Origin of the sequence: Gordonibacter sp. Marseille-P4307 (assembly GCF_900604965.1) — a bacterium.
Taxonomy (GTDB): domain Bacteria; phylum Actinomycetota; class Coriobacteriia; order Coriobacteriales; family Eggerthellaceae; genus Berryella.
In genome coordinates, this window is record NZ_UWPD01000001.1 from 747,903 (window position 1) to 772,824 (window position 24,922).

Sequence of the window (24,922 nt, forward strand, 5' to 3'; positions counted from 1 at the left end):
TGTCTCGGGGCAGAACCGATGCTCCGTGGGTGGGCATCGGATGGTTCGGGGTTCGGTTTCTTGATCATACTCCCCATCACGCACGATGCGCGATGGGAGGGTGTATGTCGAAGCGGACGAATATGATGGCCGCGATTATCTGCGCTGTTGTCGCAGCGGTTCTCTCGTTTGCCTATCTTTCGGGTTTGCGGGGGGAGGCAAAGGCCGCTCAAGACGAGGTGCTGGAGAAATACGGCGGACAGCTCGTCGATGTGTACGTGGCGCGCGGCGATATCGAACCTGGTCACGTTATATCGGCTTCCGACCTCGAATTGAAAACCAGCGCCGCCCATCTGCTGCCCGATGGAGCGATCGTCGAACTCGACCGCGTCGTGGGGCGCAAGCCCACAAGCATCATATGCAAGGGAGAGGTGTGCGTCGAGCGACGGTTCGAGACGGCTCCTTCGACACTCGAGGTTCCTGCGGGAACGGCGGCCCTCAGCCTGCCGGCAAAGACGGTGCAGGCCTTGGGCGGTGCCTTGAAAGAGGGGATGAAGGTCGATGTGTACGCATCCGGCGGGTCGTCTACAACCGCTATTGCGCGCGACGTTTCGGTGCTCGCCACTTCTGTAAGCGACGAGAGCGAAGGAAAAGGTGCTCAGAGCTTGGAGTGGGTCACGCTCGCCGTTCCTCCCGAGTCGGTGCAGGAGTTGGTTGCCGCTTCCGAGAAGACCAAGCTCTGCTTCGTCCTTCCTTCGGATACCGGGGGACAAAACGCTCGGAGCGAGAGTCGATCGAGCGCGGATGGAGAAAGGGGTGCGAAGCGCCCGCAAAGCGCAGCCCCTTCCGCTTCAGGTGAAAGGAGAGCCGCATGAGCGAGATCTTGCTGTGTGCATGTCGAGAGTCGCTTTCCAACCCCGCCGATTTGGGGTTGCCGGAAGAGGAGCTGCTCTGCATCCCCTGGCTTTCCAGTGCGGAGAGCGGCGAAGAAGCCCGTTCGCTGATGAAGCGACCCGGGATGCATGAAGCGTGGGTGATCGATCCGTCCGATATCGAGCCGATCAACCTTGCCGCTTCGCTGAAAGCCGATCGCCCCGATGCCCGCATATGCCTGATCTCGTTTTCCGAAAGCGGATCGCTCAGAAGTCGTGCCCATGCTGCGAATATCGACGCTCTTTACAATCGCGCTCTGTTCGTGAAGCGCTATATGCAGGCTAAATGCGCAGCAGCTTCGTTGGGACGATCGTTGCTTCCGGCAAGGGTGAGCGGTGATGTCGTCGTTTCCGACCCTTCGTCTGACGGCACCGATGCGTCCGTTTCCTCCCCGACGATAGAATCCCGGCCCCATCCGGTGGATCCGGGGGTCGCTTGTCGGAATGAAAGAGAGGCTGAGGGAACGCCGGTCCGGGTCTCTTCGAGTCGCGGGTTCGTGTTATCCGTTGCCAGCGGAAGCGGCGGTGCGGGGAAGAGCACGATTGCGGTGTTGAGCGCTTTGCAGCTACGTTCTCAGGGACTGAGCGTAGCCTTGCTGGACGCGGACCTGCAGTTCGGTGATGCCTCCGGTTTGATGGGGGCCATCGAGGCGCTGTCGATCGAGGAGGTTGCCGAGCATCCCGAGGTGCTTGGAGGGGGCTGCGAGTCGAAGTCGGTCACCCTGGTGTCTGCGGGAAATCGACCCGAGCGTGCGGAAGAGATCGTCGGTCTTTTGCCCGCGGTTATCGAGGCTCTGGCCGATTGCTTCGACGTCGTGGTGGTGAATACGGGGTCGTTTTGGGATGAATCCCATGCGGTGGTTCTCGAGCGATCGGAAAAAGCGCTGCTTCTCATCGATCAGAGATTTTCTTCCCTGAGGGCGGCCCAGCGCTGTCTCGATCTGTGCGCACGATGCGGGATTGCGACGGTTCCGTTCGTTCTGGTGGTGAACAGGGTTTCCCGCAATTCCAGAATATCGGCCGAAGATGCTTCGGGTTTCTTCGACGATGCGCCCGTAAGCTCTTTGCGGGATGGAGGATGGGATGTTGAGGAAATGCTGGCGGCAGGGCTGTCCGACGAACTGCTGTCCTCCCGCAACGAACTATGCTCGTCGCTTGCAAATCTGCTTGACGGCGTCGTTCCTTTTGCGGGCAAAGCCGCAGACGGTTCTGATAAGGGACGGCGGTCCTCTCTGTTCTGCTGGGGATCGAGGAGGAAAGCATGAGTCTTCTCGAGAGAAGCCGGGCGTGTGAACGGGGAAGAGGGCCCGATGGGGTTTCCACTGTTCCTTCGACGGCCGACTTTCGGTCCGAGGTGGAACGCGTTCTGTCCGCCGAGAGGATGATCGCTTTGGTGACGCAGGATCCCGTTCGAGCCCGTGCCGAGGTAAAGAGCGCGTGCAGGCAGGTTTTCTCCGAGTTGAAATGGGCGCAGATCGAAGCTGAGGATCGGATCCTCCTTGAGAACTCTCTTCTCGATCAGATATTCGGGTTTGGATTGATCGAGGGGTACCTTTCCGATTCCTCGGTTACCGAGATCATGATCAATGGTACCGACGGGTTGTTCTACGAGCGGGAAGGGATGCTGTTCGCGGCGCCGATTCATTATTCGGACGAAGCCGACATCAGGGCGTTGATCGACAGGGTGCTCGGCCCTTTGGGCAGACGCGTCGACGAATCGTCTCCGTTGGTGGATGCGCGTCTGCCCCAGGGCTATCGCGTAAACGTCGCTATGCCGCCGGTTGCTCTGAGGGGCCCTCTAGTCACCGTGAGGAAATTTCCCGAACGGGTTATGACGCTTGCAGACATGGGCGAACGTGGCAGCGTGGATGCCGATCTTGCCGAGTTTTTGCGCAAGGCGGTCGGTGCCAAGAAGAGCATTGCGGTTACCGGAGGCACGGGTTCGGGTAAAACCACCCTGCTCAATGCGCTTTCCTGTTGCATATCGCCGCGAGAGCGCATCGTGACGGTAGAAGATTCGGCGGAGCTTCGTTTCTTCAACCACCCTCATGTCGTCGGGCTCGAGGCGCGTCCTCGGAACACCGAGGGAACCGGTCTTGTGACCATTCGCGATCTGGTGGCGAATGCTCTGCGGATGCGTCCCGATCGGATTATCGTGGGCGAATGTCGCGGATCCGAAGCGCTCGATATGCTCCAGGCGATGAATACGGGACACGAGGGGTCTCTTACCACTCTTCACGCCAATTCTCCCGAGGACTCCATCTCCCGACTGACCATGATGGTGAGGTTTGGCATCGATCTTCCCGTAGACGTCATCGAATCGAGCATCGCAACGGCGCTCGATCTGATCGTTCACGTGAAACGCTCGTCGGACGGTCGGCGGTTCGTGTCCGATGTCGCCGCGTTGACGTTCGATCTTTCGGATAGGCGCTGCTTCGTCAAGCGCCTGTACAACCGGTCGTCATTTTCGCAGACCGGAACGTGGAGCGCTGGTGCGGCTGGCGCTGCGGGGCGCCGCGAATCCGAGTGCGATTCCATGAAGGGAGAGAGCTTATGAGCATATGGAACGCCGTAGGTGCGGGAGCGGTTCTCTCGAGTTCGCTGTTCGCCTTCTTCGCGATTCGCGCTTTCTTCCGAGGCCGTTTCCAGCGCGGGCTGGAAAGAGATGCGCGGCCTGGGGGGATTCTGGTGGAGGGGCTGCGCGGCCTGAAGAGGGCCTCGTTCGCTATTCTTAGGTACCGTCAGGTAAAACGTCTGATCGATGTAGAATGCCGTTTCCTTGAAAGGAAAGACGTTGCGGCATCTCCTCAGGGGCTGGCGAGCGCGGGGATGCTTTCGCTAGCCATATCGTGCGGTTTCGGTCTGCTGGTCTCCGGATCGATTCTGTTTGCGTGTCTTGCCCCGATTCTGGTTTCGGCCATCGCGCTTATCCACGCGAGAACCGAAGAAGACCGCGAGAGGCAGCGGGTTAGGGAGGCGGTGCCGGAGGTTCTCGAGTCTATGGCGGATTGCTTTGGTTCGGGGTACAGCATGATGCAGGTGTTCGGTCATCTGGCAGAGCGATCCGACGATGCGGTGTCCCCGGCGTTCAGGGAAGGCTACGGGATCCTGAAAACGGGAGGGACGGCGCAACGTGCGCTCCTGTGCCTGAGCAGCCTATCCGATTCCGCCGATCTAGGCTTCGTGTCGGTGGCGCTTGCGGTGCATCATCGGTCGGGAGGCTCTATTCAGGCTACGCTGAAGACGGCGGCCGACTCGTCCAAAAGCGAGCTGGCCTTGAAGCGGTCGCTGCGTTCGCAGACTGCCCAGGCTCGGCTGTCGGCGCGGATCGTCTCGATCATGCCTCTCGTTCTCGTGTCGGCTTTCTCGTTTGCCAGTCCCGGTTTTCTGGTTCCGTTCATCTCAAGCCCTTCAGGGTGGGCTCTGTTCTCTTTAGCGGTCTCCATGCAGATAGCGGGTATATTTCTTGTTCGACGATCGCTGCGCGTGGGAGGCGGCCTATGAGCGCTATGGCGTTTCTTCCCGCAATTTCGGCATTGTTTCTATCGGCATCCGTCGGTATGGGGATCCACGGGGCGCTCGAGCGTCTGAGGAAAAGACGGGTTAAGCGGCTGATCTGGGGGTCGAACGCTGCAATTAGAAAGGGCGCGCGCTCCTGTCCCGGATTGGGCTATGCTGCGCGCCTCAGCTCCCTTCCCCTCTGCGAGCTGGTGCTGCAAAAGGCCGTACCCCCGATTCTATCAGGGTCGGAAAAGCGGTTTCACGAGACCGTCAAAAGAACGGGGTATTCGGATCGCGTGACGTTTTCGGGGTATCGCGAAGCTCGCATTCGGCTCACGTTGGCGACGGCGTTGGCGGGACTTCTGTTCGGCATGGTTTGTTCGACGGAGCTGGGCATCGCCTTGGGCGCTCTTTCGGGTGCGGGCGGCGCATGCCTCATGCGTAGGGAGATGATGCGAGAGCGGAGGAAGCGTCAGCGCGAAGCGGCCGATCACCTTTCGGAAATGTTGGAAGTGGTTTCGTTGGGCATGAGAAGCGGATTGACCTTCGATCTCAGCTTCGCCCTCTATGCCGAGCATTTCGATTCCCGTTTCGCTCGCGATTGCCGTTCGGCGCATCGACGGTGGATCTCGGGTCTTGCGACGCGAAGCGATGCCCTGATCGATTTGGCCGACTACTACGACAGCGATCAGCTCGCCCGCACGATCGAGAGCATCAATCGCTCGCTTTCCCTCGGCACCGAATTGTCGGCTCGTCTGAGCGATATCGCCGCTGTCGCCCGCGAGAAGAGAAAATCCGAGTTGGAAGAAGAGGTATCGAAGGCGCCGGTGAAGATGATGATTCCCACAGGGACGCTTATTTTGCCGGCCATGTTGCTGCTGGTTATGGGGCCGGTTCTGCTGGAGCTTGCCCATGATGTCAGGTTTTAACGGTTGCGGAAGCGAAGGAGGAGCCATGGAAGATATTGCGAGGGGGAGCACGGGTGAATCGGTTGCGTTGCGGGTTCGGCATGCAGCCCGGTCTCTTCGGGAAGAGCTTGTCCGCTTGCATGCGCGGATGACGCTGATCGGGAGAAACGATGCCGGGCAGGGGACGACGGAGTACGCGATCCTGGTTGGCGTGCTGGTCGTGATCGCCATCGTGGCCATTGTCGCCTTCAGACCGAAGCTCCAGGAGCTTTGGAATGCCATCGCCGATGGCATGGGGCAGCTATGAGGTGGAATGCGGGATCGGTTTCGTCTGATTCCGGGCAGTCGACTGTCGAGTTCTGTCTTGCGTCGGCTGTGATGCTTTGCATTGTTCTGGGGCTTTCTTTGGTTTGGAGGGCATTCTCGTCCGGCGTGTTCGTTGAACATGCGGTGACGGCGGCCTCCCATCATGTGCAGGGCATTGCCCCCGGACTTATCGCCGACATCTTTCTGTATTGAGGAAGCGTACGGGTGGGGAGGAAAAGTCGATGGCTGCGCATAGATTCGGCTGGTTGAAAAGCGGGTGCGAGGGACAGGGTACCGTCGAGGCCTCGTTTGCCCTGCCCGTGCTATTGGCCCTGGTGGTTTTGGCGGTTCAGCCGGGAGTGTACCTCTACGACCGGATGGTAATGCAAAGCGCAGCGGAGGAAGGGTGCAGGTTGCTTGCTACAAGCGATGAGCAGGGCTGCGACGAGTCGTCGGTTCGATCGAGCGTGACCCATAGGTTGCTGGCGATCCCCTGCGAAGAGCACTTCCATGTGCGCGAGGCAGATGGGGGATGGATGGTCTCCCTTGAGGGATCGGCTGCATCGTCCGAGGTTGCGGTGGAGATTTCAACAAGAGTGAAGCCCCTTCCGCTGATCTATCTGGGAGGTAGGGCTCTCGGGGCGCTCGACGGCGACGGTTGCATGAGAGTGACGGCTCGAGCGAGCAGAGCGACCCAGCCATCATGGGCGGCCGGGTCGCCCGCAGGGCCCGATCCTCGATTATGGGTGGGGGCGTGGTTCAGGTGAGGTTTTTTCCCTTGGGCGCGCGGAATACGGTGTTTTTCGACGATCGGGGATTCACGACTGCCGGGATGGCGGTTGCGCTTCTGCTTGCGCTCTCCCTGGTTTTCACGGCGAGTCAGGTTTATCGGGTGAACTCGGTTTCGGCGCGCGTGCAAGATGTCGCCGATGCCGCAGCGCTTGCCGCGGAAGGACAGGTTGCGGAGTACGTTTTAGCCGCACGTGTCTGCGATGCGGTCTTGTTCTCCCTTTCGGTTGCCGGGCTGACGTGCGCGGGCGCGGGTATCGTCTGCCTGTGCGTCCCCGGCGGCGCCGTGATCGGAGACCCGTTGATCGAGGCGAGCAGGTCCCTGTTCGATAGTCGATCGAAGTTCTGTCGGAGCGCGAAAGAGGGGCTGGAGTCGTATCAGAAGGCGCTCCCCTTTCTCGCCTCCTTGAGGGCAACGGCTATCGCGTCGTCGAACAATCAAGAAGGTCGGCATCGTTACCTGGCCATTGCCGTTTTGGTTCCCTGCTCCGGTGAGCCGATGGCATGGGATGACGATATAGGTTCGTCCGAGCTCTCAGACGATATCGATCGGAAATCCGATGGCCTCAAGCAGGCCGCCGAGCGTGCGGATGAGGAGGCCCGCAAAGCCAACGATGCGAAGACGAGGGGTTTCATTGCGGACTGCGGTTCGGAAGGGTGCTCCAGCATGTTCGAGAGGGCTTCTGTTCTTGCGGGATTGGATGGCAACGAAAACCCCTTGTACGCCAGCGTTGATACGTGGGATTTCGCAGCGGGTCTCTCGCGCGCGCGGGCGTACTACCGGAAGCGTCTGGCAAACGAGCATCCTGTGAGTTCGACCGACGAGGAGCGTATGAAATCGTACCTGCGCTCTTGTTTTTACCGCTATGCGGTTCGGAAGCTTTCGTCGGCATTCGTGAAGGATACCGACGAGGGGTTCGAGGTGTCGCTCCCGCATGTTCCACACAATACCGATGAGGTGCGCGCAACGTCTCTGTATACCGACGAGCTTTTTCTCGAGGGAATCTCTCCCGAGGGGCAGCGCGTTGTGTTCGCTTATCCCGAAGCCGCCGTCGGCTTACCGACGGCTCCGATCTCGCTCCAGCGTATGGAGGCCGAAGGGATTCCCTCGTATCCCGAAGGGCTGCTTTCAGTATCGGATATGGGTCGCGTAGCGGCGGCATCCACTTCGATCGACAACGGGTTCGAGCATTATTTCAGGGAGTTCGTAGAGGCAGCCGAAGAGTACGAACGGGCTAGAAAGAAGCTTGATCCTCTGGAAAGGGAGGCGAAGCAGACGGTCGACGGGGTGTTCTCAAAGATTCGCAACGCGCTGGAGCAGGTTGCTTCGGCTCGCATAACGCCGCTTCCCCCCGGACGCAACGGAGCGATCGCGATCGTGACGGATGTAGAGGCTACTTCGGTGTCCCGCTTGGCTCCCGCCCCGTTCGTGGGTTCGGATTCCTTCTTGGGGAATAGGACGGCCGTGGCGGCGTCGACGCTTCTCGAGGAGTCGTCGGATGAAGGAAAAACGGCTCTGAGCTCGCTTCTGGACGGAGTTGCGGAACGGTCCGGATCGTCCCTTCTCTCATCTGAGGCGCTTATGTGCTGGTCGGATATTCTGCGCGGGTACGCTAAGGGGAAGGAGGGGATGGCGTCTGCCGTGGAAGGCCTGCTGGCCTCCCTTCCTCTGGGCAGTGCAAGCGGGCTGGGCGATTGGGCGGCAAACGGGCTTTCGCTTTGCATCGAGTCGGTGGGGCTCGATCCCCCGAAGCTCAATGCGGTCAAGCCGGTCGTTGTCAATTCGGGATCGGTCGCCGCGTCGTCGGATGATCCGGCCGCCGTTAACTATATCTCGATAAAGAAGGCTGCGATCGAGCATCCGGTTGCAGGTTCGAGGCCGTTTTCGTCGTTGATCTCCGCCATCGAGGGAGAAGCGAACCACTGTTTGGACGGCGTTCCCGAAACGGTCGAGGTTGCTTCCATAGAGATCGCCGGAGCCGGTATTCCTATCGAGGTTCCCGTTCCCGATTCGGTGCGGGATTCGGCTTCGACGGTGTTTCGGGATGCCCTCGATCGCCTGAGGGGCCTCGAGGCAAGCGAATGCGGGGGCAGCGTATGGGACTGATCAAGGGAGCGATTCGAGGGTTAGCCGATGAGAAGGGTCAGATGACCGTGGAGCTGGCCGTGGTGTTTCCCGCCGTCTTGGTCGTTTCGCTCGTTGTTTTCAACGCGGTGAAGTATTTGGGAGATTGCGCTTCTTTCGATAGGGCTTTTCATCAGGAGGTTCGCATTGCGGGAACTGCTCCTGCCTACGGTCAGACGGCGGAGGGCGGATGCCGTCTTATAGAGGATGCTTTGAGGATAAGAGACGTTGATGTCGGAGAATGCTCCGTTACGGTCGAGCGCGACGAGTGGGGCTTCGTTCGGTTTTGCGGCCGTATGGAATTCACCCCTTCGCTTTTTGGAATCCCCCTGCGATCCGAGGTTTTCGGGATCGGTCTTCAGCCCGCGGTGCACGAGGTCTCGTTTTCCGTCGATCCGTACAAACCGGGGGTGATCCTGTGAGACGGCGCTTTCTCAAGGCGGGTTCGTGCGTTGCGCTGGGTCTGGCTGTGATAGCCGCTTCGGGGTGGATGGGGCGTTTGGCGGCGGGGATTTCGACTCTTTCCCCCGATGATCTGCAGAGAAGCTCCCTCAATGCCGATCAGGTGCTATTGGGTGGGTTTCCCGTTCATGGCGGGACCGGGTTGCAAAACCCCATTCCCGACGCTTTTGGGTTTATAGAGGGAGAGCGCGATGTGATGAGTGCCGACGGGCTTGTTGGGTATAGCACCGATTTACCGGTCGAAGATGCGCGAAGATCGTTTGCCCAGGCAGCGGACAGATCGGGATGGAGGTGCCGTGAGTGCGAACCGGCGGGTTTGGTATGCGAGGGAAGCGAGGGAGAGGCGCGGTGGGCGTATGCCGTGTTTTCCGCGATCGGAGAGACGACCAGCGTGGTGGTGAGCTACCAGATAGGAGACTGATATGAGCAATGTGGACGAACGGGGGTTTCCCGTCGAGACCATCTCGATCGCCAGCGGCCTGGCCGAGCGAATGAAGGGGCTGATAGGGCAGTCCGAGAAAGGGGGAGTGGTGATGCTCAGCCCTTGCTGCGATATCCACACGTTCGGAATGCGTGCAGATCTCGATGTGGCCTTCGTGTCGAAAAGCGGGGTGATCCTCGAATCGCGCCGATCGGTCAAACCGCGGACGAGGATCAGATGTCGCGGGGCGCGGGCCGTTCTGGAACGCTTCTCGGATAGGAGGCGTCCTTGGTTTATGAACGGAGATACGTTATGCATCACCTGCGGAAATGTATGTATCGGTCGAAGATTTGACGAGTTGCCGGCAAAGGGCGATGCGCGGGAGCGGCCTAGGGAGGACAGTCGTATCTCCTTTCGAGAACGGCGCAAGATAGAAAGGAGGCAACATGAAGCAGTGTCCGATTTGCGGGGCGATGTCGTTCGATGATGCTCCTGTGTGCTACGGGTGCCTGTTTGATTATGCGAAGCAGAGGCGGGGTGTTTTGAAGGAGATCGATGCCGATCAGAAAGTCGGTGTCGTTTCGGCTCCCTCTGTTTCGCAGCCTGGCAGCGGGCTTTTCGCAGAGGGCGATCATGCGTGGGGAGAGGCCTTGGTGTTCCGAATGTCCGCTTCCGCCCCGCGATCGTATTCCGTCGAAGCCTGTTCCGATGGCTCCCTGCGTCTGACGTTCGCACCGGGATGGTCGTGTTCGGTTATCGAGGGGGAGAATGTTTGAGCCGTCCGTCGTGGGCATCTTCATGTGCGGACTTGCGGTTTTTCTTTCGATGGTCCTCTGCGTTGCAGTCGATGTGAGGGAGCGACGCATTCCGCGTGCATACTGCTATGCGATCGCGCTTGCCGGGTCGGCTTTGCAGTTCGTCTCGTTCGGGATGCGCAGTTTTCTCGACGGAGCGGTTTTCGGCGTCCTTTCGGTTGCATCGGCGCTCGTTTTGAACCGCCTGCTGTCGCGCGGGGATTCCGTCGATGCCATCGGAGGAGGGGATATTCGCTGCATGTTTGCCTTGAGCCTCGCTACGGGGTCGTACGCTCCGGTGGGGTTTTCGGCCTGCTTTCTATGCGCGGCTGTATTCGGGCTGTTGGCGGGAAGGAGGAGCCGGGATGGGGGAAAACGGACGATGCCGCTGGCACCGTATCTTTCTCTGTGGTTGGTCTGCGGATGGCTGTGCCCCTACGCTTTGAACTTCTGATCAAACAGCTTCAGGGCATATTCGTTCAGATCTCGGTTGATTTCGAGGTAGGCATCAAGCAGCGCTTCTCCCTCGGGCGTGAGTGTGGAGCCGTGGGCTCCGTCGCGGTCGAGGATGTGGATGCCAAGGGTGCTCTCGGTGTCCTTCATGATGCGCCATGCTTTGCTGTAGGCCATGCGCATATCCTTGGCGGCGGCGTTCAGCGAGCCTTTCTCCCTCACGCCCAGGCAGAGATCGGCAACGCCGCGCCCGAACATCGACCCGCGGGAACCGCCCTCGACGGAGATGGCGATGCGTACAAGCGGAGATAGATGGGTGTTCTCAAACATGTTCTCCTCGATCCTTCGGTTTCGTTAGCTCGGCTTCGGTGCGTCTGATCAGAATATAGCCTATCCGATCGGTCAGACGCACCTTTATCGTCCCGACAGATAATCGACGATTGCCGTCTCGATGCACGCGGTGCTTCCCTCGATCACTTCGGTGAAGCGGATGGGAAGTTCGTCGAGTTCGGCGAGGCCCGTCGGAACGTCGGATCCGCCCGTCTCGGAGGAGATGAGGGAATTCAGCTCGCATCCGGTGAGTGCCGCAACGTCGGCGGGAAGCGGATCGGTCGATCTGATGCCATGAAGCGCCCGGTACACATTGTCGCCGAACTTGGCCCAGTGGGCGGTACTTGCGATGATTACGGGAACGTCGTCGGTGCGCAGGTTGCAAGCCGCTTTGTAGGCGACCGCCGTATGGGGGTCCATCAGGTATCCGTGGCGCTCGTATACGCCTCGGATGGTTTCAAGGCAGGTTTCGTTGTCAACCGAATCGGCGGCGAGATGCGCGCGCACCGCTTGGAAGGTCTCGCGGTCGATGCGGAAGCGTCTTTCGGCGGCGAGGTCTTCCATCCAGCCGCGGATCGCCTCTCCCTTGCGGCCGGTGAGTTCGAACAGCTGCCGTTCGAGGTTCGAGGACACCAAGATATCCATCGACGGCGTCGGGGTCTTCACGAAGGGGCGGTTCGAGATATCGTACGTGCCCGTGTTGATGAAGTCGGTGAGCACGCGGTTCTCGTTGCTGGCGCAGTACAGCATGCGGATGGGGCAGCCCATGCGTTTGGCATAATACGCTGCGAGGATGTTTCCGAAGTTTCCGGTTGGCACGCAGACGTCCACTTCGTTGCCGGAAGTCAGCGCCCCCTTGGCAACAAGCTCGGCGTATGCCGATAGGTAGTAGACGATCTGGGGCATCAGCCGCCCCCAGTTGATGGAGTTGGCGCTTGACAGGGCGATTCCGTAGTCGGTTCCGAGCTGTTCGGCGAACGCGTCGTCTTTGAAGACGTTTTTGGCCCCGGTTTGGCAGTCGTCGAAGTTGCCCGCAACGCCCCAAACGACGACGTTGTTTCCTTTTTGGGTTGCCATCTGCTTGAATTGAATGTCGCTCACGCCCCCGTCGGGGTACATGACGCCGATGCTCACGCCTTCGACCCCGTCGAATCCGGCAAGTGCGGCTTTTCCGGTGTCGCCCGACGTTGCGACCAGGATCATATGCTCGACGTCCAACTTGCCCTCGGCGCGCAGCTTTCGGGAGCTGGCGCTGAAGAACAGGGGCAGGCATTGGAGGGCCATATCTTTGAACGCGCTGGTGGGACCATGCCACAATTCGAGGACATGGGTGGAGTCGTCCAGCGACACCACCGGGGCGATGCGTTCGTCGTCGAAGTTCTCGCCGTAGGCGCGCTCGCACAGACCGTCGATTTCGGCTTCTGGCAGATCGATGCCGAAGGCGCGATAGATCCGGCTTGCGCGCAGAGCGTAGGGAATATGGGCCAGGGCGCAGATCTCGTCGACGCCGAGTTCGGGAACAACGGCGGGGACGTAGAGTCCTCCGCCTTGTGCAAGGCCGTTTACAACGGCTTCGGTGAACGCAACGCCTTCTGCGCAGGCACCGCGCGTATCGATGAAAAGGTTCTCGGCCATGTTCGTTCCCTTCGCTTCGGCCTATCGATCAGGGGAATGGAAAACGTGCTTCGTACTTTACCCGACTATCGGGAAAAACGAACCCGGTGCCCCGCAGCGCCGGCAGAATCGGATAAATCTTCTATCAACGGTTTCGCGCGGGAACATCGGCGGTTTGGTTCTGCGGATTGATGGGGAGAGATGCCTCGCCGATGCCGAAGCATGATAGAATCCCCGTCTAACCATCTCATTCATCGGTCTTTATGTTGAATCAGAGGCAAGTTCTGTATTTATTTCCCAATTTGTTTGCCGTAGAATACTCAACGGTGTTCGATTGATTTAACATCAGACGGTTTCATCGTGTGCGATCGCAGGATCGCGCGCGAATCGTCCGAAACGCCGGAAGTGATTCGTCTTGCATTCAAGTCGAGCCGCCTCCGACGGTCTTTGGGGCAACGGGACTGTTTGCTTATCGGATGAAGGGGAAGGGGGTGATCGGTCTATGGCCGAGACGATGGAGAGACCGCTTGCGTTCGCCGATCAAGGCTCGACGGTCCGTATCTCAAGAATCAGATTGGATAAACAGGATACGCTTCGCCATCTCGAGAGCCTTGGCTTCGTCGAAGGTGGAGAGGTTCGCGTCATCGCTGATCAGCTGGGTAACCTGATCGTCGAGATCAAGGGGTCCCGCGTTGCCGTCAATCGCGCTACAGCCATGAAGATCATGGTCGGTTAGCACCGCGCGTCTTCAATGGTGGGAGCGCTCGTGCCGGGGGTTCCCCGTGGGGAATAGGTTTGCATGGTTTAAGCATCAACGAAAGGAGAGACGAGGACATGGTCGAAGAAGTTCGAGAGAGGACCCTTCGCGATGTCGCAATCGGGGACAAGGCGGTCGTGAAGCGCCTTGTGGGCTCGGGTGCGATCAAGCGCCACATCATGGATATGGGCATCACCAAGGGAACCGAGGTGTTCGTCCGCAAGGTAGCTCCTCTGGGGGATCCCTTGGAGCTGACGGTTCGCGGCTACGAGCTGTCTTTGCGCAAAAGCGAAGCCGAGTGCGTGCTGGTTGACTAGAGTGATCGCGCACTCCGAAGCATTCGCGACGCGCTGATCCGACATTGTTGAAAAGACCCCTTCACCAGGTGTTTTCTCAATGCAGTCGGAGCGCTTTGCGAAATCGCTTCCAATTTCTATCCGTAAACGTGTGAAAGGACTGCTATGTCGATTCGCATAGCGCTTGCCGGCAATCCCAACTGCGGCAAGACCACGCTGTTCAACGCCCTTACCGGAGCGCGGCAGTACGTGGGCAACTGGCCCGGCGTTACCGTCGAGAAGAAGGAGGGCCAGTACCGGGCGAACAGGGACGTGACCATCACCGACCTTCCCGGTGTTTATTCGCTTTCCCCGTATTCGCCCGAAGAGATCGTCACGCGCGACTACCTGCTTGACGGTCGTCCCGATGCGGTTATCAGCCTGGTTGACGCAACCAACCTCGAGCGCAACCTGTACCTCACCACGCAGGTGATCGACCTGGGGCTTCCCGTGGTCATCGCCGTCAACATGATGGATCTGGTGGCGAAAAACGGCGACAAGATCGATCTGGATAAGCTTTCGAGCAAGTTCGGCTGCCCGGTCGTCCCGGTGTCGGCCTTGAAAAACGACGGCCTCGACAAGCTCCTTGATGCGGCGATCGACGCCGCCCGAAGCAAGCGCGTGCCCGCGCCCACGGTGCGGTTCACCAACGACGCCGAGGACGCCATCGAGAAGGTCGGGGCGATCCTGGCCTCGCGCGTTCCCGCCGAGACCGTGCGCTGGCATGCCATCAAGCTTTTGGAAGGCGAAGAGCGCACGCTCGACTCGTTGAAGCTTCCCGCAACTGACGTCCAGGCGATCGATGCGATCCGCGAGGGCCTCGAGAATGCGCGGAACGACGATGCCGAGTCGATCATCACGTCCGAGCGCTACGGCATGATCGGGGACGTGGTGTCGGAGGCCTACACGCGCTCGATGCGGGGCATGTCCACGTCTGAAAAGGCCGATCGCATCATCACCAGCCGCATCTGGGGCCTGCCCATCTTCATCGCGATCATGTACCTCGTGTACTACATCGCGATCTCCACGGTGGGAACCGCGGCTACCGACTGGGTGAACGACAACCTGTTCAGCGACGGTTGGCTGATAACCGGAACCGAGCAGTTCGAAGAGGACAAGGGAGCCTTCGACGAGGCCAAGGGCCAGATCGACGCCTACATCGCGGCTGCCGAGGAGGCGGGTATCGACACCGAGGCCGTCAGCGCCGCTCTCAAGGCCGAAGAGCCCACCGAACAAGATGCGCAGGCCATCGCTGCCTTCCTCGAAAGCGCCGAGGAAGCGCAGGTGGAAGGGGTCTACGAAGCCGAGGACGAGGAGACCGGGGAAACCACGGTCACGCCCGTTTCCGCCGAGGGCTTCGCTGAAGCGCTCGAGGTCGAAGAGCCCAACCCGGCCGACTACGGCGCCTACATGCCCTCCATTCCGTCCGTCGTGACGGAGTGGCTGGAGTCCATCGGGGCATCCGACTGGGTGAAGGGCCTCGTCATCGACGGCGTCGTCACCGGCGTCGGCAGCGTTTTGGGCTTCCTGCCCCAGATGGCCGTCCTGTTCCTCGAGCTGGCCATCCTCGAATGCTGCGGGTACATGGCGCGCATCGCGTTTTTGATGGACCGCATCTTCCGCAGGTTCGGCCTGTCCGGTAAGTCCTTCATTCCCATCTTGGTGGCCACCGGCTGCGGCGTGCCCGGGGTCATGTCGACCAAGACCATCGAAGACGAACGCGACCGCCGTCTGACCATCATGACCACCACCATGATCCCGTGTTCGGCGAAGACCCCGATCATCGCCCTGATCTTCGGCTCCATCGCCGGTGGGTCGATCCAGAACGCCACCTGGGTGTCGCCCCTGTTCTACTTCATGGGCATCATCGCCATCATCGTGTCCGCCGTCATGCTGCGCAAGACCCGCTGGTTTGCCGGCGAAGCCTCCCCGTTCGTCATGGAGCTTCCCGCGTACCACATCCCCGCAGCGCGCACCGTCCTCATGTCGGTGTTGGATCGCTGCAAGGCGTTCGTGATCAAGGCGGGCACCATCATCTTCCTCTCGGCGATCGTCGTGTGGTTCCTGCTGAACTTCGGGTTCTACGAGGGCTCGTTCGGCATGCTCGACACCGAGATGGACGGCTACATGCGCTACTCGCTCATGGCCGCGCTGGGCAATGCCATCGGCTGGATCTTCATCCCGCTGGGATTCGGCGGCTGGGAGGCCGCCGTCACCTCCATCACGGGCCTGGTGGCTAAGGAGAACGTCGTGGCCACCGTCGGCATCATCACGGCCGTCGGGTCGGACGCCTCCGACGCCGATCCCAGCCTGTGGGCCGCGTTCGCCGCGCTGTTCAACGGCAACGTGAACGCCATGGCTGCGTTCTGCGCTTTCAACCTGCTGTGCGCTCCGTGCTTCGCGGCCATCGGAGCGATCCGCAACCAGATGGCGTCCGCGAAGTGGTTCTGGGCCGCGATCGGCTACATGACCGTGTTCGCCTGGATTGTCGGCCTGATCATCTTCCAGTTCGGCTCCGCCCTGTCCGGCGAGATGAACGTGGTCGGGTGCGTGGTGGCGTGCGTGCTTCTGGGTGCGATCCTCTTCCAGGTGTTCCGCCCCATGCCGCGCTACGATGTGAAGAAGACCGGTGACAAGAAGTAAGCTGACGGAATACGGCGGCGGTTTCGAAGGTGCGGTTACGGCTGCGCAACGCTCTGTCCGAACGCATTGCGAAGAGGGAATCGCCTGCCATAGTTAGCTTCAGATAAGTTCTTTGCCGCAGGGTGGGCGATGCCTGCCCTGCGGTGCATTCGGAGTGAACGGGGGTTGGTCATGGCGGAGCTTTCTATGACGCCGGGAACGCTTTTCGTGTTGGCGATTCTTGCAGGCTGGTTCTACCTGGCGGTGCGACGCCTATGGAAGAAAGGCTCGTGCGATTCGAAGTCGTGCTCGAGCGGAGCGTGCAACTGTTCTGCGGGCTGTTCTGCGGCCGATAAGATGCTGGCAGATGTAGATGCTGCGCTTGCGAAAGAAGGACGTTGATCACGAGACATATTCGCGCTGCGATGCGCGGTTATGGAGAAGACGTGAACTAGAAGTAAGCAGAAAAATACTTGTTGACGCGTTCTAGTTGTAAACCTAAACTAACAAATGTCGGAAGTCGGAATGACAGCGAAGCCCGAGACGATGGCAACGCTGAAAGACTCCGATCTGCGACTCTGATTAGCTGACCCGGTGGTGGAGATTCCTCTCGTCTGATCGTCCACCACACAACAAGCTGGCGAGGGACCCACCCCCCCTCTCTCTTCCCTCGCCAGCCATACCTTCTCGACGGCGCTGCCGTTTTTTTTGTTTAGCCTGGTGAAATCGATGGCATCGAGTGATGCAGAAAGTCGATGACCATGGTGTACTTTTGGTTGTTCGGTCCTTTTTTGATGGTAGAATTCACCTAGGCCGTATAGGATCGCAATCATCTTCAGCAACGGGGGGTCTCATCATGGAGAAGATGTCTAAGTCGCACGAGGATTACCTCGAGGCGATCGTCATGCTCGGCGGAACCGACGAAGTGTCTGTTCGCTCGGTCGATATCGCCAAGAAGCTCGAGGTGTCGAAGGCTTCCGTGAACAAGGCCGTCTCGCTGCTCAAGGAAAAGGGTCTGGCCGATCAGCCTTACTACGGCGATGTGACCCTCACCCGCGAAGGCTACGAGTACGGTCGGTCCGTTCTCGAGCGCCACCATCTTCTGTTCGCCTTCCTCACCCAGGTTCTGGGTATCGACGAGGAGCGAGCCGACGCCGAGGCGTGCCTGATGGAGCATGCTATCTCCGACGAGTCTTTCGAGAAGTGGCGTGCTTATTTCAAGGAGCACAACCTCAAAGTGGAGATCTAGAACGGGCACGCTCGTTTTTCGACGATCGCCTGTGCTATTCTTTGCTCGGTTTCACGCATTACACCCACCTTTAACGACGAACGATGCATGAAAGAGGCTGCTCCGTGCCTGCGCACAGCAACATAGTTTCATTCGACGAAGTTAAGCGCTCTTCGCGCGTGCCCTCTCTTGTGCACGGGTTTCCTGATTCCGTCCGGCGCGCCCGCGTCGACATAGTCGACGAGGATTCCGTCGACCCCACCGATTCCGCCGACGGGCGCACCCCCCGCGCCTCCCGCCGCCATCAGCGTGAGAAGAAGCGTGCGGCACGGTTGTTCGAGCGTCAGTTCGGCTCCGACTCGTCGCACGACGAGCCAGGCGCCGCCGCCCCCCGCGCTGCGGTATACGAGGGGAAGATGGGCCGGCGGGCTCGCAGGGCTTCGCATATGCAATCCGCTGCCACGGCTCTGCCCGCATTCGCCCGCCTTCGCGCTGCGAACCTGGCGGGACGCTTCGAGCTGCCGCGAGGTCCTTTCGCGGCCGCCGCCTCCATCGTCGTGACGGTGTTCATGGCTGCCTTTCTGTACGCTCCTGCGCAGAGCTACTATCAGACTATGCGAGAGAACCAGCGGCTTGAAATGGAATATGCGGCCTTGCAGACGCGCAATGCGGCCATCGAGGCTCAAAACGGGGCGCTTTCCACGGCCGCGGGCGTGGAGACTGCGGCTCACGAAGAATTCGGCTGGGTGAAGAAGGGCGAGCAAACCGCCCATGTTTCCGGTCTTTCGTCCGAGTCGTCGTCTTCGGGTTCGCTCACCACCTATCAGCGCGAAGTCAAGTCGAGCGATATTCCGTTGCCGACGACCTGGTATTCGCCTCTGCTCGATACCGTATTCGGCGTTTCGTAGCCTTCGGCATCTACGTCTAAGGAGGCCTCGTGGCTTTAGTTCTCGCTCCGGTCGATGGGCACGGCCGCATCGTTGCACCCGACGGAACCTGCTTGCGCGCCTCGATCGATATCGGCACGGTGACCTGCCGTATGCTGGTCACGCTGGTCGATGGTCGGAGAAAGCTGTACGAAGTCGCGCGTCTGTACCGCATCACGAATCTCGGAGAAGGTGTCGATGCGTCGAAGACCCTGCGTTCCGAGGCGATCGAGCGGGTGCGCTGCGCGATCGCGTCGTTTAAGGCCGAGCTTTCCCGCTACGAGCGCGATTTGGGCTGTCGGGCCGAACTGCGCGCTGTCGCCACATCGGCGGCGCGCGATGCCCGCAACGGATCCGACTTGGTACGCGTTCTTGCGGAAGAGGGGGTGCGCCTGCGCATCGTATCGGGCGACCGGGAGGCGTCCCTTTCGTTTTCGGGGGTGTCGCGGGAGTTTCCCGGGCAGTCCATCGCGGTGATCGACATCGGTGGCGGTTCGACCGAGGTGGTGGCCGGCCGCGCGGGAGAGGGCATCGCGTCGGCTCGGTCCTTCGACATAGGGTGCCGTCGCGCGACCGAGAAGCTGCTGGGAGAGGACCTGGTCGATCCGGAAGCCGAGACTCGGCTGCGCCGGTGGATTCGCAGCGAGATGGAACCGCATTTCAGGCAGTTGGGCGAAACGGGGTTGCTTAACGGGAGGCTGGTCGGCGTCGCCGGAACCGCCACGACGATCGTGTCGGTACGCGACCGCATGGAGCGCTACGACTGCTCGAAGGTGCACGGAGCCGTGGTCACAAGAGAACAGTTGGCCGATCAACGGCTCACGCTTGCCGGCATGGCGCTTGAAGAGCGCCAACGGGTGGTCGGGCTCGATCCGAAGCGCGCTGCGGTGATCGTGTCGGGCCTCGTCATCATGGAAGAGGTTATGGATCTGGCTGGGATCGGGGAATTCACCGTAAGCGAGTCTGACATCCTGCAAGGTGTCATTTTGGCTGTAGACTTCGATTAGCGGCCTGATCCCTTCCGAGTTTTGATACAGTTACTGAATCGTGTGGACGCACGGTTGCGGGAGCGTGGCGGAATTGGCAGACGCAGCGGACTTAAAATCCGCCATCTTCGGGTATGTGGGTTCGAGTCCCACCGCTCCTACCAGTCTAGACGGTGAGGAATCAGAGGGTGATCGACGTTTATCGAACGGGAGCCGCAGCGGCCCCGCGTTCCCCTCGCGCATGGGCCATCAGGAAATGGGGCAGCGGGCAGTACATGATCGATATCGACGACACGCTCAGTTCGAAGGGCCTTCCCGACAGCTTCGAGGATTATCTCGGCCGTTACGCCGACGTGGCGGGGGAGGCGATCAACGCCTATATCCCGCAGGCATCCCATCCCGATATGGATGCGTTTCTGTACGGCCCCCTCACGGAGTATAGTAGAAACGGGGGGAAGCGCCATCGGCCGCTTATCTGCTTTGCGGCCGCCCGCGCAGTAGGGGGGCAGGCCAACCGCGCGGTCAGCGTGGCTGCCGCTATCGAGCACTTCCACACAGCCGCGCTCATTCACGACGATATCGCCGACGACGCCGAGTTGCGTCGGGGCGAGCCGTGCCTTCACCTTACCGAGGGTCTGGGGCTTTCCATCAACATGGGCGACTTGGGGCTTACTTTGGTCAACGGAACAGTGGTGAAAGATCCGCTGCTCGATGCCGAAACCAAGGTGCGCGTCATTTCCGAGCTCATCGACATGACCCGCCGTACCATCGAGGGCCAGGCTCTTGATATCGGGTGGGCGCGCGACGGGCGCTACGACCTGACGGTGGACGATTACCTGGTTATGGCAACGCACAAGACCGCCCATTACTCGGGCGCGGTCCCGCTTGCTTTGGGCGCGATCGTGGGCGGCGGCACCGACGCCGAAGTCGAGGGTCTGCGCAACTTCGGTCTGGACACCGGTTTGGCGTTTCAGATTCAGGACGATATCTTGAATCTGGTGGGCGCGACGGAAAGCACCCAGAAGGGATTCCGCGACGACATCACCGAGGGCAAGCGCACGCTGGTGGTGGTGCACGCTCTTCAGAATTCTCGACCCGACACGCGCGACCGCCTGATCGATATCCTCTCATCCAGAACGAAAGACCAGGCTGTTCTGAACGAAGCAGTGGAATTGATGAAGGCCGCGGGCAGCATCGAGTTCGCCCGCAACTACGCGGAGAGCCTTACCGGCATGGCCAAGATCCGCCTTGCCGATGCGCTAGCGCCCTCGGCTTACCGCGATCTACTTATCTCCATGGCCGATTTCTTCGTGCATCGCTTGAAGTAGTCGGAGAGCGGCGGGTTGCGCTGCGATGCCGGCGCTGCGGCGGCGGGGTGTTGCGACTTTGCGCGAGGTGCTTGCAAAAGCGCCTGTCGATTGTTGCTTTGGTGTGCCGAGTCGTTCGAGCTCGGGATGAACAGTCGGGGTGATATACCATGGCGCATATGGAAACGATTAGATTGAACAATACGGGCAGCGCGGTCGAGGATGTCCAGCAGCGCCTGGTGGTGGTCGGACTGCTTGACGAATCGGACGTCGATGGCGCGTTCGGGCCCTCCACCGCCTCGGCGGTGCGCGCGTTTTGCGCTCAGTCTGGGCTTCCTTCCGGCGACGAGGTTGACGAGAAGGTATGGGCGGCGCTGGTGGATGCCACGTACCGTCTGGGGGATCGCACGCTGTATTTGAGGCTCCCTCATTTTCACGGTCGCGACGTGCTCGATCTGCAGCAGGCGCTTGGGGCCCTGGGGTTCTCGTGCGGCAGCGACGACGGGATTTTCGGAGCCCATACGGAAAGCGCGCTGCGCCGCTTTCAGCTGAACATGGGGCTTCCCTCGGACGGCATCGCCGGAGCGTACACGTACGCCTGCATCAGGAACCTCCATCATTCGTGGGAGGGCAAGGGTACCATCAAGCTGCCGGTGAATCTCGGTTTCGCCCGCGCCGCCAACGTGCTGGAAAGTCGGTCTTTGTGTCTGTTCGGAACCGACGGGTTCACGCGCAGCGTGGCGTCGCGCATGTCTAATCTGGCTCTGGCCACCAATCCGGCGTCGCGCATCGTGAGCGCCGAGGCCCTTTCGGTGCTTCCCGGCGAGGGCATGCTGCTTGTGCACATCGTGCTTCCCGGCGAGGAGTCGGCCGAGGGGTGCCCGCGCGTGGCCTACGGGGGGGAAGGTTCGCTTGCCAGGCGCCTCGATTCGGCGCTCTCACGCGCCACGGTTGCCCAAACTTCGCGCATTGCAATCGAATTACCGGGTTCTATTTGGGAAGATGCGGGAGAGGACCGCTCTGCCCAGCACTATGCGATCACGTTGCTCGATGCGCTGTGCGCCGCATTGTCCTAAGCGTGCCCGCTCGATAGAAGGAGAGAGACATGACTCGTCCCATGACCATGGCCGAGAAGATCCTGGCCGCCCATGCGGGCTTGGATGAGGTCGTCCCCGGCCAGCTTATCGAATGCGATCTGGATCTGGTTCTTTCAAACGACGTTACGGCGCCCATCGCCATCAAGGAATTCAGGAAGATCGGTCTGGACAAGGTGTTCGATCCCACCAAGATCGCGCTCGTCCCCGATCATTACGTTCCCGCGAAAGACATCAAATCGGCCGAGCAGGCCAAGATCGTGCGCGATTTCGCGTACGAACAGGGTATCACCCATTACTACGAGGTTGGCTGCATGGGCGTCGAGCATGCGCTCCTTCCCGAGCAGGGCGTTGTGGGCGCGGGCGACCTCGTCATCGGATCCGACAGCCATACCTGCACCTACGGTGCGCTCGGGGCGTTTTCCACCGGCGTGGGATCCACCGACGCCGGCGTGGGCTACGCTACGGGCCGCGCTTGGTTCAAGGTTCCCGAGTCGCTGCTGTTCCGCATCGAGGGCGCGCTTCGTCCCGGCGTGAGCGGCAAAGACGTCATCTTGCATATCATCGGCCTTATCGGAGTCGATGGGGCTTTGTACAAGGCGATGGAGTTCACGGGAAGCGCCATCCGCTCGATGAGCATGGATTCCCGCATGGCCATCTCCAACATGGCCATCGAGGCGGGCGGAAAGGCCGGCCTCATCGAGGTGGACGACATCACGCGCGCTTACCTGGACGGCCGCGTCGAGCGCCCCTACACCGAATACCACAGCGACCCGGACGCGCATTACGAGCGCGTGTACGAGATCGACGCGGCTTCCATCGAACCGACGGTTGCCTGGCCGCACCTTCCCTCGAATACGCACCCGGTGAGCGAGTCGCGCCACATTGCCATCGACCAGGCGGTTATCGGCAGCTGCACCAACGGCCGCATCGAGGATATGCGCGCGGCCGCCGAGGTGCTGCGGGGCCGGGTTGTCGCGCCGAACATGCGGTGCATCGTGATCCCTGCGACCCAGCAGGTGTATCGTCAGTGCATGAAGGAAGGTCTGATGAGCATCTTCATCGAGGCGAACTGCGCGGTATCTACTCCTACGTGCGGCCCCTGCCTGGGAGGCTATATGGGCATCCTTGCGGCCGGCGAGCGCGCCATCGCCACCACCAACCGCAATTTCGTGGGCCGCATGGGGCACCCTACCAGCGAGGTGTACCTGGCTTCCCCGGCGGTTGCCGCCGCCAGCGCGGTTCTGGGGCATATCGGCTTGCCGGAAGATATCGACTAAGGAGGACGCGGCATGGAATTCAAAGGACGCGCTCATAGGTACGGCCGCGACATCGATACCGACGTCATCATTCCCGCGCGCTATCTGAATACGTCGGATCCCGCGGAACTTGCCAAGCACTGCCTGGAAGACCTCGATGTCGATTTCGTCAAGAACGTGCAGCCGGGTGACATCATCGTGGCCGACGAGAATTTCGGATGCGGGTCTTCTCGCGAGCACGCGCCCATCTGCATCCGCGCGGCCGGCGTCGATGCGGTTATCGCGAAGAGCTTCGCCCGTATCTTCTACCGCAATTCGATCAATATCGGCCTGCCCATTATGGAATGTCCCGAGGCGGTTGACGCCATCGGGGCGGGGGACATCGTGAGCGTGGACGCCGATGCGGGCGTGATCGTGAACGAGTCTACGGGCCAGTCGTTTCAGGCTCAGCCGTTTCCGCCGTTCATTCGCGAGATCATCGAGGCAGGAGGCCTGATCGAGCGTACGAAGAAGGTTGCGGGCGCCAACTAACGGCTCCGGCGGCGCTTTCATAAAGTTTGTGTTCCAGCGGCGGGATTCAACCGAGTTCCGCCGCTTCGCATTCGGTGCAGCCGTACAATAGCGGAAACCTCAACGACGCGCGGTGCGCATACGAACGAAAGGGCGAGCATGGCCAGCTACAGTGTTTGCACGCTTCCGGGTGACGGCATCGGACCCGAGATCATAGCCGAAGGCATCAAGGTCCTCGATGCGGTGGGAGCCAAGTACGGCGCGACGTTTTCCTATGACGAGAAGCTCATCGGAGGCGCCGCCATCGATGCGGTTGGAGATCCGCTTCCGGAAGAGACGCTTGCGGCGGCGCGCGCGTCCGACGCAGTGCTGCTGGCTGCGGTGGGAGGCCCGAAATGGGATACCACCGATTCGTCGAAACCTCGTCCCGAACAGGGGTTGCTTTCCATTCGCAAGGGTCTGGGACTCTACACCAACCTGCGGCCGGTGCGCACGTTCGCGGCGCTTTCCGACGCTTCCTCGCTGAAGCCGGAGATAATCGAGGGCGTCGATCTCATGATCGTGCGCGAACTGACGGGCGGGCTGTATTTCGGCAGGCGAGAGCGCTTCTTCGACGAAGAGGGCGCCGGAGCGGAGGGGTCTCGGGGGCAGCGTGCTTACGACACGCTCGAATATCGAGAATACGAAATCGAGCGCATCGCCCGCCAGGCATTCGAGATGGCGAAGGTGCGCAAGGGGCGCGTTCATTCCATCGACAAGGCCAACGTGCTTGACACCAGTCGCCTATGGCGCGAGGTCGTCCACCGCGTGGCCTCCGAGTATCCAGAGGTCGAGCTGGTCGATATGCTGGTGGACAACACCGCCATGCAGCTGATCGCCTATCCCCGTCAATTCGACGTGGTGGTGACCGAGAATATGTTCGGCGACATCCTGTCCGACGAGGCGTCGATGCTTGCCGGATCGCTGGGTATGCTGGCCAGCGCAAGCCTGGGTGACGGCACGGCGCTGTACGAACCCAGCCACGGAAGCGCCCCCGACATCGCAGGGCTCGGTATCGCCAACCCGCTTGCCCAGATCCTGTCCGTCGAGATGATGCTGCGCTACAGCCTCGAGATGCCGAAGGCCGCCGACGACATCGCCCGCGCGGTCGCCGGGGTTTTGGACGAGGGATGGCGCACGGGCGATATCAAGCAGGTCGATACCGATCCGAACCAGGTGGTGGGAACCGAACGGATGGGTGATCTGGTGGTCGCTCACCTGTAGGCTTTCGAGCTGTCTGAGCGA

Annotated in this window: 26 protein-coding genes and 1 tRNA gene; 25 read left to right on the forward strand and 2 right to left on the reverse strand. The window is 60.6% G+C overall.

Annotation, left to right across the window (positions count from 1 at the left end; genetic code table 11):
- Window positions 1-122 precede the first annotated feature (122 nt).
- The 13 genes from cpaB (at window position 123) to EIH26_RS03380 (ending at window position 10,671) form a co-directional block, all read left to right on the forward strand.
- Window positions 123-854: a Flp pilus assembly protein CpaB gene (gene cpaB / locus EIH26_RS03315; protein ID WP_206424664.1), complete on the forward strand. Its 732-nt coding sequence runs from the start codon at window positions 123-125 to the stop codon at window positions 852-854.
- A complete protein-coding gene (locus tag EIH26_RS03320; RefSeq protein ID WP_124060805.1) occupies window positions 851-2,176 on the forward strand; it encodes a P-loop NTPase in 1,326 nt (441 codons plus the stop codon). Before cpaB ends, EIH26_RS03320 begins: the two co-directional genes overlap by 4 nt.
- A complete protein-coding gene (locus EIH26_RS03325; RefSeq protein WP_124060807.1) occupies window positions 2,173-3,468 on the forward strand; it encodes a CpaF family protein in 1,296 nt (431 codons plus the stop codon). Before EIH26_RS03320 ends, EIH26_RS03325 begins: the two co-directional genes overlap by 4 nt.
- On the forward strand, window positions 3,465-4,415 hold the full coding sequence (locus tag EIH26_RS03330) for a type II secretion system F family protein (protein ID WP_124060809.1): 951 nt from the start codon (window positions 3,465-3,467) through the stop codon (window positions 4,413-4,415). Before EIH26_RS03325 ends, EIH26_RS03330 begins: the two co-directional genes overlap by 4 nt.
- Window positions 4,412-5,341, forward strand: coding sequence for a type II secretion system F family protein (locus EIH26_RS03335; protein WP_124060810.1), 930 nt, complete (start codon window positions 4,412-4,414; stop codon window positions 5,339-5,341). Before EIH26_RS03330 ends, EIH26_RS03335 begins: the two co-directional genes overlap by 4 nt.
- Before the next feature lie 25 nt (window positions 5,342-5,366).
- The gene (locus EIH26_RS03340) at window positions 5,367-5,627 is read left to right on the forward strand and encodes a hypothetical protein (protein WP_124060812.1); all 261 of its coding nucleotides are present in this window, start codon (window positions 5,367-5,369) and stop codon (window positions 5,625-5,627) included.
- Complete coding sequence (locus tag EIH26_RS03345) at window positions 5,624-5,839, forward strand: hypothetical protein (protein ID WP_124060814.1); 216 nt, start codon at window positions 5,624-5,626, stop codon at window positions 5,837-5,839. Before EIH26_RS03340 ends, EIH26_RS03345 begins: the two co-directional genes overlap by 4 nt.
- Window positions 5,840-5,868: 29 nt before the next feature.
- Entirely contained in the window at window positions 5,869-6,393 is a 525-nt protein-coding gene (locus tag EIH26_RS03350) for a TadE/TadG family type IV pilus assembly protein (RefSeq protein ID WP_124060815.1), read from the forward strand.
- Window positions 6,394-6,404: 11 nt separating this feature from the next.
- Window positions 6,405-8,522, forward strand: coding sequence for a molybdenum cofactor biosynthesis enzyme (locus EIH26_RS03355; protein ID WP_124060817.1), 2,118 nt, complete (start codon window positions 6,405-6,407; stop codon window positions 8,520-8,522).
- Complete coding sequence (locus tag EIH26_RS03360; RefSeq protein ID WP_124060819.1) at window positions 8,513-8,962, forward strand: hypothetical protein; 450 nt, start codon at window positions 8,513-8,515, stop codon at window positions 8,960-8,962. Before EIH26_RS03355 ends, EIH26_RS03360 begins: the two co-directional genes overlap by 10 nt.
- The gene (locus EIH26_RS03365) at window positions 8,959-9,423 is read left to right on the forward strand and encodes a hypothetical protein (protein ID WP_124060821.1); all 465 of its coding nucleotides are present in this window, start codon (window positions 8,959-8,961) and stop codon (window positions 9,421-9,423) included. The genes EIH26_RS03360 and EIH26_RS03365 overlap by 4 nt, the downstream gene beginning before the upstream one ends.
- A gap of 446 nt (window positions 9,424-9,869) precedes the next feature.
- Window positions 9,870-10,199 (forward strand): hypothetical protein, encoded by a 330-nt coding sequence (locus EIH26_RS03375; RefSeq protein WP_124060825.1) that lies wholly within the window; start codon window positions 9,870-9,872, stop codon window positions 10,197-10,199.
- Window positions 10,192-10,671, forward strand: coding sequence for a prepilin peptidase (locus EIH26_RS03380; protein ID WP_124060827.1), 480 nt, complete (start codon window positions 10,192-10,194; stop codon window positions 10,669-10,671). The genes EIH26_RS03375 and EIH26_RS03380 overlap by 8 nt, the downstream gene beginning before the upstream one ends.
- Here EIH26_RS03380 and EIH26_RS03385 read toward each other — a convergent pair.
- Together EIH26_RS03385 and thrC are read right to left on the reverse strand one after the other, a co-directional pair.
- Window positions 10,653-11,000 carry a winged helix-turn-helix domain-containing protein gene (locus tag EIH26_RS03385; RefSeq protein ID WP_124060828.1) on the reverse strand — a complete coding sequence of 116 codons (348 nt, stop codon included), beginning with the start codon at window positions 10,998-11,000 and terminating at the stop codon, window positions 10,653-10,655. The genes EIH26_RS03380 and EIH26_RS03385 overlap by 19 nt on opposite strands.
- Before the next feature lie 84 nt (window positions 11,001-11,084).
- Window positions 11,085-12,635: a threonine synthase gene (gene thrC / locus EIH26_RS03390; RefSeq protein WP_124060830.1), complete on the reverse strand. Its 1,551-nt coding sequence runs from the start codon at window positions 12,633-12,635 to the stop codon at window positions 11,085-11,087.
- Between the two features lie 481 nt (window positions 12,636-13,116).
- Between thrC and EIH26_RS03395 the strand changes: the two genes are divergently transcribed.
- The 12 genes from EIH26_RS03395 to leuB all read left to right on the forward strand — a co-directional run bounded on the left by EIH26_RS03395 (window position 13,117) and on the right by leuB (window position 24,901).
- Window positions 13,117-13,350 carry a FeoA family protein gene (locus EIH26_RS03395; protein ID WP_241152742.1) on the forward strand — a complete coding sequence of 78 codons (234 nt, stop codon included), beginning with the start codon at window positions 13,117-13,119 and terminating at the stop codon, window positions 13,348-13,350.
- A gap of 98 nt (window positions 13,351-13,448) precedes the next feature.
- Complete coding sequence (locus tag EIH26_RS03400; protein ID WP_124060832.1) at window positions 13,449-13,688, forward strand: FeoA family protein; 240 nt, start codon at window positions 13,449-13,451, stop codon at window positions 13,686-13,688.
- 144 nt (window positions 13,689-13,832) lie between these two features.
- On the forward strand, window positions 13,833-16,349 hold the full coding sequence (locus EIH26_RS03405) for a FeoB small GTPase domain-containing protein (RefSeq protein WP_124060834.1): 2,517 nt from the start codon (window positions 13,833-13,835) through the stop codon (window positions 16,347-16,349).
- An 835-nt stretch (window positions 16,350-17,184) separates the two neighbouring features.
- Window positions 17,185-17,577, forward strand: a complete 393-nt coding sequence (locus EIH26_RS03415) for a metal-dependent transcriptional regulator (RefSeq protein WP_124060838.1) — start codon at window positions 17,185-17,187, stop codon at window positions 17,575-17,577.
- Window positions 17,578-17,681: 104 nt separating this feature from the next.
- On the forward strand, window positions 17,682-18,464 hold the full coding sequence (locus EIH26_RS03420; RefSeq protein ID WP_124060840.1) for a septum formation initiator family protein: 783 nt from the start codon (window positions 17,682-17,684) through the stop codon (window positions 18,462-18,464).
- A 29-nt stretch (window positions 18,465-18,493) separates the two neighbouring features.
- On the forward strand, window positions 18,494-19,489 hold the full coding sequence (locus tag EIH26_RS03425; RefSeq protein ID WP_241152743.1) for a Ppx/GppA family phosphatase: 996 nt from the start codon (window positions 18,494-18,496) through the stop codon (window positions 19,487-19,489).
- Between the two features lie 58 nt (window positions 19,490-19,547).
- A tRNA-Leu gene (locus EIH26_RS03430) sits at window positions 19,548-19,632 on the forward strand.
- Window positions 19,633-19,743: 111 nt separating this feature from the next.
- Complete coding sequence (locus tag EIH26_RS03435) at window positions 19,744-20,796, forward strand: polyprenyl synthetase family protein (protein WP_124061769.1); 1,053 nt, start codon at window positions 19,744-19,746, stop codon at window positions 20,794-20,796.
- A 149-nt stretch (window positions 20,797-20,945) separates the two neighbouring features.
- The gene (locus tag EIH26_RS03440; protein ID WP_124060842.1) at window positions 20,946-21,851 is read left to right on the forward strand and encodes a peptidoglycan-binding protein; all 906 of its coding nucleotides are present in this window, start codon (window positions 20,946-20,948) and stop codon (window positions 21,849-21,851) included.
- A gap of 29 nt (window positions 21,852-21,880) precedes the next feature.
- Window positions 21,881-23,149, forward strand: a complete 1,269-nt coding sequence (gene leuC / locus EIH26_RS03445; protein ID WP_124060844.1) for a 3-isopropylmalate dehydratase large subunit — start codon at window positions 21,881-21,883, stop codon at window positions 23,147-23,149.
- A 12-nt stretch (window positions 23,150-23,161) separates the two neighbouring features.
- The gene (gene leuD / locus EIH26_RS03450) at window positions 23,162-23,659 is read left to right on the forward strand and encodes a 3-isopropylmalate dehydratase small subunit (protein ID WP_124060846.1); all 498 of its coding nucleotides are present in this window, start codon (window positions 23,162-23,164) and stop codon (window positions 23,657-23,659) included.
- 138 nt (window positions 23,660-23,797) lie between these two features.
- On the forward strand, window positions 23,798-24,901 hold the full coding sequence (gene leuB / locus EIH26_RS03455; RefSeq protein WP_124060847.1) for a 3-isopropylmalate dehydrogenase: 1,104 nt from the start codon (window positions 23,798-23,800) through the stop codon (window positions 24,899-24,901).
- The last annotated feature ends 21 nt before the right edge of the window (window positions 24,902-24,922 follow it).

Excerpts from the sequence above, each read along its gene's own strand:
- cpaB (WP_206424664.1), top strand. The coding sequence starts at position 123 with ATGATGGCCGCGATTATCTGCGCTGTTGTCGCAGCGGTTCTCTCGTTT.
- EIH26_RS03320 (WP_124060805.1), top strand. The coding sequence starts at position 851 with ATGAGCGAGATCTTGCTGTGTGCATGTCGAGAGTCGCTTTCCAACCCC.
- EIH26_RS03325 (WP_124060807.1), top strand. The coding sequence starts at position 2,173 with ATGAGTCTTCTCGAGAGAAGCCGGGCGTGTGAACGGGGAAGAGGGCCC.
- EIH26_RS03330 (WP_124060809.1), top strand. The coding sequence starts at position 3,465 with ATGAGCATATGGAACGCCGTAGGTGCGGGAGCGGTTCTCTCGAGTTCG.
- EIH26_RS03335 (WP_124060810.1), top strand. The coding sequence starts at position 4,412 with ATGAGCGCTATGGCGTTTCTTCCCGCAATTTCGGCATTGTTTCTATCG.
- EIH26_RS03340 (WP_124060812.1), top strand. The coding sequence starts at position 5,367 with ATGGAAGATATTGCGAGGGGGAGCACGGGTGAATCGGTTGCGTTGCGG.
- EIH26_RS03345 (WP_124060814.1), top strand. The coding sequence starts at position 5,624 with ATGAGGTGGAATGCGGGATCGGTTTCGTCTGATTCCGGGCAGTCGACT.
- EIH26_RS03350 (WP_124060815.1), top strand. The coding sequence starts at position 5,869 with ATGGCTGCGCATAGATTCGGCTGGTTGAAAAGCGGGTGCGAGGGACAG.
- EIH26_RS03360 (WP_124060819.1), top strand. The coding sequence starts at position 8,513 with ATGGGACTGATCAAGGGAGCGATTCGAGGGTTAGCCGATGAGAAGGGT.
- EIH26_RS03375 (WP_124060825.1), top strand. The coding sequence starts at position 9,870 with ATGAAGCAGTGTCCGATTTGCGGGGCGATGTCGTTCGATGATGCTCCT.
- EIH26_RS03380 (WP_124060827.1), top strand. The coding sequence starts at position 10,192 with ATGTTTGAGCCGTCCGTCGTGGGCATCTTCATGTGCGGACTTGCGGTT.
- EIH26_RS03385 (WP_124060828.1), bottom strand. The coding sequence starts at position 11,000 with ATGTTTGAGAACACCCATCTATCTCCGCTTGTACGCATCGCCATCTCC.
- thrC (WP_124060830.1), bottom strand. The coding sequence starts at position 12,635 with ATGGCCGAGAACCTTTTCATCGATACGCGCGGTGCCTGCGCAGAAGGC.
- EIH26_RS03395 (WP_241152742.1), top strand. The coding sequence starts at position 13,117 with ATGGCCGAGACGATGGAGAGACCGCTTGCGTTCGCCGATCAAGGCTCG.
- EIH26_RS03400 (WP_124060832.1), top strand. The coding sequence starts at position 13,449 with ATGGTCGAAGAAGTTCGAGAGAGGACCCTTCGCGATGTCGCAATCGGG.
- EIH26_RS03405 (WP_124060834.1), top strand. The coding sequence starts at position 13,833 with ATGTCGATTCGCATAGCGCTTGCCGGCAATCCCAACTGCGGCAAGACC.
- EIH26_RS03415 (WP_124060838.1), top strand. The coding sequence starts at position 17,185 with ATGGAGAAGATGTCTAAGTCGCACGAGGATTACCTCGAGGCGATCGTC.
- EIH26_RS03435 (WP_124061769.1), top strand. The coding sequence starts at position 19,744 with ATGATCGATATCGACGACACGCTCAGTTCGAAGGGCCTTCCCGACAGC.
- EIH26_RS03440 (WP_124060842.1), top strand. The coding sequence starts at position 20,946 with ATGGCGCATATGGAAACGATTAGATTGAACAATACGGGCAGCGCGGTC.
- leuC (WP_124060844.1), top strand. The coding sequence starts at position 21,881 with ATGACTCGTCCCATGACCATGGCCGAGAAGATCCTGGCCGCCCATGCG.
- leuD (WP_124060846.1), top strand. The coding sequence starts at position 23,162 with ATGGAATTCAAAGGACGCGCTCATAGGTACGGCCGCGACATCGATACC.
- leuB (WP_124060847.1), top strand. The coding sequence starts at position 23,798 with ATGGCCAGCTACAGTGTTTGCACGCTTCCGGGTGACGGCATCGGACCC.